The organism is Caulobacter sp., assembly GCF_049283275.1.
Lineage (GTDB): Bacteria > Pseudomonadota > Alphaproteobacteria > Caulobacterales > Caulobacteraceae > Caulobacter.
Genome location: NZ_JBAPVS010000149.1, coordinates 1 through 9493, shown reverse-complemented (window position 1 = coordinate 9493; position 9493 = coordinate 1). Strand labels below are relative to the sequence as shown.

Genomic DNA, 9493 nt, shown 5'->3' with positions numbered 1-9493 from the left:
GGACTGGGGCGCGGCGGCCACCGGGGCCGGATCAGCCTCGGCGTCGACGGCAACGGCGACCCGTGCCGGCTCGGCGTCATGGTCCTGGTCTTGGTCGGCGTTCATTGAGGAGGCCGCCAGCAGCACGCCGGCGGTGGCGACGGCCCCAGCCAAGGCGCCCAGGACAATCCATCCGAACGGGTTGCTCTTGCGTTCGGCCTTGGCCATCCGGGCTTTCCTCTTGATCCGCGGCCCTCTTACGAGCCGACCCAACGTCGGACGGGGCCGACGTCGACATGGACGAAGTTGCTGACGGGGTAGTAACCCACGCCGCCGCGTCCGAGATCCAGGGCCGCGGCCCTCAATCGATCCAGAGCGACGTCCTCCAGATAGATATCCATGGCCTTGCCGTCCATGTGCAGGCTGCGTTTGGCGACCTGGCCGCTGCGCTGGTTCAGCATGGCGTTGGTCTTGGGCGATCGATAACCGGAGATCACCTGGAAGTGCGCCTTGGAGCCGGTCTTCTGGTGCAGGGTCGAAAGCGTGTCGAACAGCTCCGGATGCATCGAATAGACGTCGCCGGTGCGGTAGTCGCGCAGCACCCGGTCCAGCGCCTGGACGGCGTCGGGCACGTACTCGCCCTTGTCGAAATAGACCGCTTCCAGTTTTTCCTGGGTGTGGATGTTGTGCAGCTTCAGCCAGCGGGGCGCGTGCGCGGCGCCACGGACCTGGGAGACCGGCGCGGCGGCTGGGGCGACAGCCCGCGCGGCGGCCGGAAGGCCTTCGTCGGCCACGTCCTCGGAAAGGTCCAACTGGCGTTGCAAAAGGTCGGAGATCGGATCGGAAATCCCCAGCCTGGATTGGGCCAAGGCCGCCATCGGCCCGATCGCGGCGGCCCCGAGCACGCCGAGGCCCAGCCCCAACAGCTTGCGTCGTTCGATCATTCTACGCTTCCCCGGACTGACCTCGCGAGATGCCGGAAGGCTGGATCACCGCACTTGGCGATCCTCAAGCGAGCACTAAAACCGACTGAGTCTTTCCAAATCGGAAAGACCCATGCCGGGGAAGAGGCCTCAGGCGACGGCTGGGGTCAAGCGGAGCCAGGGACGGATGCGGCAATTCGCTGCACCAGCACGGTGTCCCAACCATACGGATCATCGCGGAAGTTCATCTGCCCGTCTGGGGTCATGTAGGCGGTCCAGTAGAGCAGGAAGACCGCCATCGGCTGGGCCAGTTGGGCCCGCACGGTCTTGCCCTTCGCCAGGGTCGCGTCGACGACGTCCGGCGGCCAGTCGGGGCTGGTGGCCAAGAGCTGCTTGGCCAGCGGGATCGGCTTTTCCAGACGCACGCAGCCGTGGCTGGCCAGGCGGCTGAAGCTTTCGAACTTCGAGCGGCTGGGCGTGTCGTGCAGATAGACGCCGTAGGGATTGTCGAAGTCGAACTTCACCAACCCCAGGGCGGCCTTGGGGCCGGCCTTCTGCTGCAGCCGTGATGTCCCCCCGCCGGTCGAGATGACGATGAAGTCGTTGCGGGCGAAATAGCCGGGATTGGCGCGCTCCTTGGGCCATAGCTCCTTGGCGGCGATCGACGAAGGCACGTTCCACGGCGGATTGAGCACGATCGAATGGATCACCGACGACAGCATCGGCGTCTCGTCGCCGGGTCGGCCGGTCACCGCCCGCATGGTCAGGTTCGGGGCGTCGTCGTGGAAGACGCTCATCACGGCGGCGGCGATATTGACCTGGATGCGATCAGCCGGCAGCTGTTGGGGCAGCCAGCGCCAGCGCTCCATATTGGCCAGGATCTGGTCGATGCGGCGTTGGACCGGGGCGTTCAGCGCCGCCAGGGTCGCGGGGCCCAGACTGGCGTCGGGGTTGAGGCCGAAGCGCTTCTGGGCGCGCATAAGGGCCTGCTGCAGGGGCAGGTCGAACACCAAGGCCTGGCCGGCGGCCACCGTCGCGTCCTCGACCGCCAGCCGAGCCCTCAGGGCGGCGATCCGCGGATCGCCGGTCGCGCCCGGCTTCAACGCCTCTCCCGCCGCGATCGGCTTCCAGCCGCCCTTGGCGGCGATGTCGCGATAGGTCGCCAGACCCTTCCGCAAGGTCTGATAGCCGGTGTAGGGCGGCGGCAGGCTGTCCAGCCACGGCCCGAGGCGGTCCTGAGCGGCCGCCCGGACGAAATCGGGACCCGGATCGTAGGGCAAGGGGCGCAGGCCCCAGTTGCTCAGGAAGGCGTCCGGGGCCAGGCGGCCCGTCCGCACGGCCTTGGCGTAGCGCAGGGTAAGGCCGATCAGCTGGGCCTGAGCGCCCTGGCGGGTCAGCGCATCACGGGCGCCGAGCAGCGGCGCAAGGGCGTCCGGCGCGAAGGCGTTGACTTCGAAGCCGTGGGTGTAGGCCCGGCCGAGGGTGCGAACCAGCAGATCGACCTGGTCGTCCCGCAGCACGACGCTGGTCGGCGGCGGCGGGGCCGGCGGCGCGGGCACAAGCGGCGGATTTTGAATCTGCGCGGCGGCCGAGGAGAGCGAGAAGAAGGAGAGCGCCCCACCAAGCAGCGCGTCACGTTTGGTCCAGGACTTGATCACCGTCGAATGGTCTCGCCGCACGCTCACACGCGGCTAGTCCGCGCACCTTCAGATGGCCGTCCCGACCTCGACGCGTCAACGCCGACATCGTGCAAGCTGAACGGTTGAGATCGCTTCTGGTTCTTTATTTTCGATGCGGAACCTTAACGACACACTGGCGGTTTTATCCAGGGTCGGGGCGCGTGGTCGCGGCCTTCCATTGTCAGGATTCCATCGATGAGGATCGCCCAGGTTCCGCCCCTGTACGAAGCTGTCCCTCCGCGCTTCTACGGCGGCACCGAACGCGTTGTAGCCCACCTGACCGACGCCCTGGTTGATCTGGGACACGAGGTCACCCTGTTCGCTTCGGGCGACGCCCGCACCAAGGCCGAATTGGTCGTCGTGCGCGACCAGGCCATCCGCCTGGATCCCGCCCTGCTGAAGTCGGACCTAGCCGCCCACATGGCGATGCTGGCCGAGGTTCGCCGCCAGGCCCATCGCTTCGACGTGATCCACTTCCACACCGACATGATCCAGTTCCCCATGTTCGAGGACATGGCCGGCAAGACCCTGACCACCCTGCATGGGCGCCTGGATCTGAAGGATCTTCCCGGCGTCTATCGCCGCTGGTCGCAATTCCCGCTGGTCTCGATCTCGGACGACCAGCGCCAGCCTCTGCCCTTCGCCAACTGGGCCGGCACCGTACTGCACGGCATGGCTGAAGAGATTTATGATTTCCGAGAAAAACCCGAAGGTTATCTGGCTTTCCTCGGCCGCATATCTCCGGAGAAGGGTCCCGACCGGGCCATCGCCATCGCCAAGCGCCTGGGCAAGAAGCTGAAGATCGCCGCCAAGATCGACGCGGCCGACCGCGCCTATTTCCATGACGAGATCGAACACCTGATGGACCACCCGCTGATCGAGTTCGTCGGCGAGATCGGCGATCACCAGAAGACCGATTTCCTGGGCGGGGCCGACGCCCTGTTGTTCCCGATCGCCTGGCCCGAGCCGTTCGGGCTGGTGATGATCGAGGCCATGGCCTGCGGCACGCCGGTGATCGCCTACAACTGCGGCTCGGTGCCCGAGGTGATCGAGGACGGCCTGACCGGCTTCATCGTCCAAGACGAGGACGGGGCCGTCGCCGCGGCCCAACGCCTGGGCGATCTCGACCGTTTAGAGATCCGCCGCCGGTTCGAGACCCGGTTTTCAGCGACCGCCATGGCCCGTCGCTATCTGAACCTCTATGATCGCCTGGAAGAAGCGTCAGCGCCGCCACGCCGCCTGACGCTGGCCCAAAGCGCCTGACCCTGCCCCACGCGGTCGCCGCGTCAGAGACATGATCAGGTTTTAGGAATCTGAAGCCCGCCCGCCGCGCCCGTGGCGCGGCGGGTTTTCGAGGGACCTCAGCGCAAGAGGCCAAAAAATACATGGACGATCTCACACCAGGCCCGACCCCGAGCGGCGCCGTCGAACAGGGCGAGACGGGCGAACCGCGCGTCCCCTACCGACTGTTCGCGCTGAAGGACAAGGACACCTTCCTCGTGGCCGACGCGTTCGGCGACGTGCTGGGCGCGGCCGACGGCCTGTTCCATGACGACACCCGGCTTCTGTCGAAGCTGCGCCTGCTGCTGGGCGGCCGCTCGCCGGCCCTGCTCAGCGCGGCGGTGTCACAAGACAACGTGTTCTTCACCTCGCACGCGACCAACGAGCCGCTGCCGGCGCTGGGCGGCGCGGCCGCGCCGCACGGCGCGATCCACGTCGAGCGCAAGCGGTTCCTTTGGGACCAGCGGCTCTACGAGCGCCTGCGCTTCGTCAACTACAGCCGCGACATGGTCATCCTGCCGGTCGGCCTGGAATACGACGCCGACTTCCACGACATGTTCGAGGTGCGAGGCTCGACGCGACCCGCCGGTCGCGGCCGCGTGCTGCCGGCCGAGATGAACGGCCGCTCGGTCACCTACGCCTATGACGGCCTGGACGGCGTGCGGCGCACCAGCATCGTCTCGTTCTCCGAACCGCCCGGCCGTCTGGGGCCGCAGCGCGCCGACTTCATGTTCATGCTGACGCCGGAAACCCACTTCGATCTCTATATCGAGGTCGGCGTCGATCAAGGCAATCCGCCCACCCGCGAGCGTTGGCGGGCGGCGGCGGCGCGGGCCCGGCTGGACATGCGCAAGCGTCGACGGCACGGGGCGCGGCTGCGCTCCTCGGGCCGGCTGTTCAACGACTGGCTGGAGAAGTCACGCGCCGATCTGGCCCTGCTGACCACCCAGTTCGCCACCGGCCCCTATCCTTATGCCGGCATCCCCTGGTTCTCGACCCCGTTCGGTCGCGACGCCATCATCACCGCCTGGCAGGTGTTGTGGATCGAGCCCGGCCTGGCCAAGGGCGTGCTGGGCTATCTGGCCGAGCACCAGGCCGAGGAGGTCAGCGCCTTCAGCGACAGCGCCCCCGGCAAGATCATGCACGAGACCCGCAAGGGCGAGATGACGGCGCTCGGCGAGCTGCCGTTCGGCCGCTACTACGGCGGGGTCGACACCACGCCGCTGTTCGTGGCCCTGGCGTGCGCCTACGCCGAGCGCACCGGGGATCTGGAGTTCATCGAGGGCCTGTGGGAGCCGCTGCTGGCCGCCATCGCCTGGATCGAACACTTCGGCGACAGCGATGGCGACGGCCTGATCGACTACGCCCGTGGCCTGGAATCGGGCCTGTCCAACCAGAACTGGAAGGACAGCGAAGACAGCGTCTTCCACGAGGACGGCAAGTTCCCCGACGGGCCGATCGCCGTCGTCGAGGTCCAGGGCTACGCCTTCGCCGCGTTCAAGGGCATGGCGGACCTGGCCCAACGACGCGGCGAGACCGAGAACGCCGCGCGCTGGGCGGCCAAGGCCGAGCAGCTTCGCCAGCAGGTCGAGGACCGTTACTGGATGGAGGACAAGGGCTTCTACGCCATGGCCATCGACGGTCACGGCAAGCCCTGTCGCGTGCGCGGCTCCAATCCCGGCCACCTGCTGTTCTGCGGCCTGCCCTCGCCGGACCGCGCCAAGAAGGTGGCCGACGCCTTGCTGTCGGCGGCGTTTCATAACGGCTTCGGCGTGCGGACCCTGGCCCAGGGCGAACCGCGGTTCAATCCGATGAGCTATCACAACGGCTCGGTCTGGCCGCACGACACCGCCATCTGCGCCATGGGCATGGCCCGCTACGGCCACCGGGACGGCGTGGTTCAGATGACCTCGGGCTTGTTCGAGACCGCCGCCCACTACGAGATGCGCCTGCCGGAGCTGTTCTGCGGCTTCCCGCGCCAACCGGGCGAGCCGCCGGTGGCCTATCCGGTGGCTTGTCTGCCCCAGGCCTGGGCCGCCGGCTCGGCCTTCATGATGCTGCAGGCCTGCCTGGGGATCACCATCGACGGCTGGCGGGGCGAAGTGCATCTGAGCGATCCGCGCCTACCGATCGGCATCGACCACCTGCAGATCGACGGCCTGCGGATCGGCGCGGACAGCACCGACATCACCTTCGAGCACATCGGCGCCCACGTCGCGGCCCACACCGGCAAGCACTCGCCGGTGCCGATCCTGATACGGCGGTGAGCCTCTAACGGTCCGCTCATCCCGGCGAACGCCGGGACCCAGATGGCACAAGGCAGGGTGTTGGCTCCACGAGCTCGACGCCCTTCCAATCAGCCTCCCAGCTTTGGGATCTGGGTCCCGGCGTTCGCCGGGATGAGCGGTTTGAAAAACTGAAGCGTGAAAGCGAGCGGAACCACAGCATGCCGCAAAACCTCGACCTCTTCCCGATCGGCAACTGCGCGGTCAGCGCCCTGATCGACCGTAGCGGCCGCTTCGTCTGGGCCTGCGCGCCGCGGATCGATTCCGACCCGGTCTTCAGTTCGCTGCTGGGCGGGCTGGAGCCCGGCGATCCGGCCGCCCAGGGCGTCTGGGAGGTCGCGGTCGACGGCGCCACGAGCGTGGAGCAGGCCTATCTGCGCAACACCCCGATCCTGCGCACGGTGATCACCGACGCCGACGGGGCCAGCGTCGAGATCATCGATTTCTCCCCCCGCTACCAGCAGTTCGGCCGCAGCTTCCGGCCCACCGCCTTCATTCGCCTGATCCGTCCCCTGACCAGCGTGGCGCGGATCACCATCCGTCTGCGCCCCAGCGCCGACTGGGGCGCGCGGGCGGCAGAGCGCACCCACGGCTCCAACCACATCCGCTATCTGTGCTCGGACATGACCTTGCGCCTGTCGACCGACGGGCCGGTGTCGCACGTGCTGGAGGAGCGCACCTTCCGGCTGGAAAAGCCCATCGCCATGTTCCTGGGGGCCGACGAGGGCTTCAACGCCGACATCGGGGCCACCTGCAACCGCATGCTGCAACAGACCCAGGAATACTGGATGGACTGGGTGCGGGGCCTGGCCGTGCCGCTGGACTATCAGAGCGCGGTGATCCGCTCGGCCATCACCCTGAAACTCTGCATGCACGAGGAGACCGGGGCGATCGTGGCGGCCATGACCACCTCGATCCCCGAGCACGCCGACAGCGGCCGCAACTGGGACTACCGCTACTGCTGGCTGCGCGACGCCTATTACGTGGTCCAGGCCCTCAACCGCCTGGGCGCGGTCGACATCCTGGAGAACTATCTGGGCTACCTGCGCAACATCGTCGACCGGGCGGCCGGCGGCCACATCCAGCCGCTGTTCGGGGTGGGGTTCGAGCCGCAGCTGACCGAACGCTTCGCCCCCGCCCTGCCCGGCTATCGCGGCATGGGGCCGGTGCGGATCGGCAACCAGGCCTTCGAGCATCAGCAGCACGACGTCTACGGCCAGATCATCCTGTCCACCGTTCAGGCCTTCTTCGACGAGCGCCTGCTGCGGCCCGGCACGGTCGAGGACTTCCACAATCTGGAGCCCGTGGGCGAACGGGCCTTCCAACTGCACGACCAGCCCGACGCCAGCCTGTGGGAGTTCCGCGGCCGGGCCAATGTCCACACCTATTCGGCGGTGATGTGCTGGGCGGCCTGCGACCGGCTGGGCAACGCCGCCGACCGCCTGGGCCTGGCCGATCGCGCCGCCTTCTGGAACGACCGCGCCGCCAAGGTGCGCGCCACCATCGACCAGCGCGCCTGGAACGCGGACCTTGGCCGCTACGCCGCCACCTTCGAGGGCGACGAGCTGGACGCCAGCCTGCTGCAGCTGGTCGATCTACGCTTCATCGAAGCCAAGGACCCGCGCAACGTCGCCACCGTCGCGGCGATCGAGGCGGGCCTGCGCAAGGGGTCCTACCTGCTGCGCTACGCCATCCCCGACGACTTCGGCGCCCCGCAGACGGCGTTCAACATCTGCACCTTCTGGCTGGTGGAGGCCCTGTACCTGGCCGGCCGCATCGACGAGGCCCGCGAACTGTTCGAGGAGATGCTGGGCCGGCGCACCACCGCGGGCCTGCTGTCGGAGGACATCGGCTTCGCCGACGGCGAGCTGTGGGGCAATTATCCGCAGACGTACTCGCTGGTCGGGCTGATCAACTGCGCGGTGCTGCTGAGCCGGCCGTGGACGGCGGTGCGGTAAGAGCGCGCTCCTCCGGTTCGAGATCGAACGGGGCCGGCGGTCACCGGCCTCGCCGATCCAGCCGATGCGTGTTCGGACCAGGATTGCCAGCCCCCTTGCGAAACCCGCCGCGATCCTCAAGAACCGACGGGTGACGGAAAACGGGACACAGCGGTTCGCCGCCTTGGACGGCCTGCGGGCCGTGGCGGCGCTGGGGGTGCTGCTGTACCACTTCGCCAGTTGGACGGGGCGGCCGGCGCTGTTCGCCCACGGCTATCTCGGGGTCGATTTCTTCTTCTGCCTCAGCGGCTTCGTCCTGGCCCACGCGTTCGAGCGTCGCCGGATCGGTTGGCCGGCCTATCTCTGGATCCGCATTGTCCGCATCTGGCCGCTGCTGGTGTTGTCGACCCTGATCGGCGCGGTCCTGACCTCGCGCAGCGCGCCGCCGTTCTGGCCGAACCTGGCGCGCGGCCTGCTGCTGATCCCGCGCCTGGGCCACCCGGCCGAATGGACCTTCCCCACCCTATTCCCGTTCAATCCTCTGGCCTGGTCGCTGTGCCTGGAGGTGATCGTCAGCGCCTTGTGGTTCCCCCTACGGCGATTGCCCGACCTGGGGCTGATGGCGATCGTGGTGCTGAGCGGCGCGGTTATGGCGTGGGTGGCCCTGGGCTTGAACGGCGTGGAGACGGGCTGGGACCAGGCGACCTTCTGGCTGGGCGTGGTGCGGGCGACCTTCAGCTTCAGCCTGGGCTGGGCCTGCTGGCGGTATCGGGCCCTGGCGCCCAAGCCGCGCCTGCTGGCGCCGGCCCTCGTGCTGATGGCCGCGCTGGCCATGCCGATCCTGTCTGGACCGATCCTGGCGTGGCCAATCTTACCTTGGAACGGCCTGTTCGACTTCACCTGCGTGGCGCTGCTGTTCCCGTTGCTGGTGCTGGTGGGCGCCCACGACCCCAAGGGCTCAGTCGGCGCATTGTGCAGGACGGCGGGCGAGCTCTCCTATCCGCTCTACGCCCTGCACTGGACGACCTGGGCGGTGATGTTGCGGCTCTATCCGGATGGCTGGAAGCCGCTGCTGCCGCTGTGGTTCGGGGTCCTGGGCGTGGTCGTCGCGCCGACCGCGGCCTGGACCGCCTTCCGGTTCTACGACGCGCCGGTGAGACGGTGGCTGGGGTCCCGGCCCTAAGCCGTTCAGCAGCCACGCCCCTCGACCGGCGGCCCCTCGCGGGTCAGCCACGCCACCGCGTCCACCACATCACCACGCTGGGCGTCGAGGATCGAGGTGTGGCTGGCCCGAGCGTCAATCACCACCGCGCGGCAAGCACGCTCTGCGGGCGCGATCTCGGCGGCGCGCCAGTCGCGGTCCAGGGGCGCGTTGGGGGTCCGGCTGGCGACGATCACCGCCACGGGGA

At 68.2% G+C, this 9493-nt stretch carries 7 protein-coding genes and 1 pseudogene; 4 read left to right on the top strand and 4 right to left on the bottom strand.

Going from position 1 to position 9493, the window contains the following annotated elements; translation table 11 throughout:
- From WAL33_RS08005 to WAL33_RS07995, 3 genes and pseudogenes are all read right to left on the bottom strand, one after another.
- A pseudogene (locus WAL33_RS08005) lies at window positions 1–207 on the bottom strand (hypothetical protein); the annotation flags it as partial.
- 29 nt (window positions 208–236) lie between these two features.
- The gene (locus WAL33_RS08000; protein ID WP_422180207.1) at window positions 237–923 is read right to left on the bottom strand and encodes a DUF882 domain-containing protein; all 687 of its coding nucleotides are present in this window, start codon (window positions 921–923) and stop codon (window positions 237–239) included.
- Window positions 924–1069: 146 nt separating this feature from the next.
- Complete coding sequence (locus tag WAL33_RS07995; RefSeq protein ID WP_422180209.1) at window positions 1070–2557, bottom strand: L,D-transpeptidase family protein; 1488 nt, start codon at window positions 2555–2557, stop codon at window positions 1070–1072.
- Between the two features lie 219 nt (window positions 2558–2776).
- Between WAL33_RS07995 and WAL33_RS07990 the strand changes: the two genes are divergently transcribed.
- The 4 genes from WAL33_RS07990 to WAL33_RS07975 all read left to right on the top strand — a co-directional run bounded on the left by WAL33_RS07990 (window position 2777) and on the right by WAL33_RS07975 (window position 9267).
- Window positions 2777–3844 (top strand): glycosyltransferase family 4 protein, encoded by a 1068-nt coding sequence (locus WAL33_RS07990; protein ID WP_422180205.1) that lies wholly within the window; start codon window positions 2777–2779, stop codon window positions 3842–3844.
- Between the two features lie 122 nt (window positions 3845–3966).
- A complete protein-coding gene (locus WAL33_RS07985) occupies window positions 3967–6129 on the top strand; it encodes a glycogen debranching N-terminal domain-containing protein (protein ID WP_422180203.1) in 2163 nt (720 codons plus the stop codon).
- Between the two features lie 179 nt (window positions 6130–6308).
- Window positions 6309–8105, top strand: coding sequence for a glycoside hydrolase family 15 protein (locus WAL33_RS07980; RefSeq protein ID WP_422180201.1), 1797 nt, complete (start codon window positions 6309–6311; stop codon window positions 8103–8105).
- A gap of 130 nt (window positions 8106–8235) precedes the next feature.
- A complete protein-coding gene (locus tag WAL33_RS07975; protein WP_422180199.1) occupies window positions 8236–9267 on the top strand; it encodes an acyltransferase family protein in 1032 nt (343 codons plus the stop codon).
- 5 nt (window positions 9268–9272) lie between these two features.
- On the opposite strand, the gene WAL33_RS07970 is transcribed toward WAL33_RS07975, so the two are convergent.
- On the bottom strand, window positions 9273–9493 hold a 221-nt coding region (locus WAL33_RS07970; RefSeq protein ID WP_422180197.1), incomplete at its 5' end, for a hypothetical protein.